The organism is Thiohalocapsa halophila (assembly GCF_016583825.1).
Taxonomy (GTDB): Bacteria; Pseudomonadota; Gammaproteobacteria; order Chromatiales; family Chromatiaceae; genus Thiohalocapsa; species Thiohalocapsa halophila.
This window is the reverse complement of record NZ_NRRV01000184.1, coordinates 1-1,374: the sequence shown is the minus strand read 5'-3', so window position 1 is coordinate 1,374 and position 1,374 is coordinate 1. Positions and strand designations below refer to the sequence as shown.

The 1,374-nt window shown below is 64.8% G+C and carries 1 protein-coding gene; it reads left to right on the top strand.

From position 1 onward, the window contains the following. Nucleotides 1–352: 352 nt before the first annotated feature. The coding region (locus CKO31_RS25860; protein ID WP_200243727.1) for a permease at nt 353–1,374 on the top strand (1,022 nt) is incomplete at its 3' end.

Below are 1,374 nucleotides of genomic sequence, written 5' to 3'. Positions count from 1 at the left end.
CTCTACTGCAGCGTGAGAGCAAGCTGCGGATAACGTAGCCGCGCCCGATCCCCGGCTAAGTCGTGCGCGATTGCGAAGAGCGTGCTTGAACGTAAGCGGTCCCGCCGATACCTTTGCTACTGATTTCGGCACATGCTGGGCCCACCGACAGGCCCTCAGGTAAAAACCCAGCCTGCAGATTCACTGACGCCCGCCGCAGACCGTGTGCGACGGTTTGTCCGCCAGCGCTGTCCAACGTCACAGCGCAGCGGCGAACTCAACAATCCACCACCCACCGCATAGACACGTCGCCCCGGATCGTCCGCCAGCGACGACCGGGGCGGTATCGGCACTACCCTCGGGGCAGTAACCCATGACCCAACTCGTTCTCGCAGCCCGCCGGTACACCTCCGGGATCGATCCGGCCTGGATGTTCCTCGCCATTGCGCTGCTCGTGCTCACCCTGGTGGACGCCGACCAGGCGACGGCGAGCCTGCTCTTCACAGGCGATGCGCTGATCCGCGTCAGCCCGTTTCTCGTTTTGTCCATCGCCGTCGCCGCCTATGCCAGGGCGAGCGGCGCCGACAACTTGATCGCATCCGCCTTCTCCGGACACATGGCGAGCATGATCGCCATGGCAGCGCTGATCGGCGCACTCTCGCCCTTCTGCTCCTGCGGTGTCATTCCGCTGATTGCGGCGCTGCTGGCCATGGGAGTTCCGCTTGCACCAGTGATGGCGTTTTGGCTTGCATCGCCACTGATGGACCCGTCCATGTTCTTGCTCACCGCAGGTACGCTCGGGACTACCTTCGCCGTGTACAAGACGGCGGCCGCCTTCGGCGTAGGGCTATTCGGCGGCGTCGGCACATGGTTACTCGTGCGCGGCGGCGCTCTTGCCCGGCCCCTGCGTCAGTCGGCAGGCGGTTGCGGTTGCTCCGGCAACGCCGTCTGCAGCTCCGAGCCGGTGCAGTGGCGCTTTTGGGACCAGGCCGACCGCCGTAAGACGTTTCGCCAGAATGTCATCAGCAACGGCCTGTTTCTGGGGAAGTGGCTGACGGTGGCATTCTTTCTTGAGAGCCTGATGCTGGCCTACATTCCCGCGGAGGCGGTGACCGCAACGCTCGGGGGTGAGGGCTGGCTCACGGTGCTGGCGGCTACCCTCGTCGGGGTACCGGCCTACCTCAACGGCTACGCTGCGCTGCCACTGGTGGGCGGGTTGATCGAGCAAGGTATGGCGCCCGGGGCGGGGATGGCTTTCCTGCTCGCCGGAGGCGTCAGCTCCATTCCGGCTGCACTGGCGGTCTGGGCGCTCGCACGCTGGCCGGTCTTTTTGGCCTATATCAGTTTCGCCTTCGTCGGTGCCTTCGGTTTCGGGCTGATCTTCACGTTGTTCTC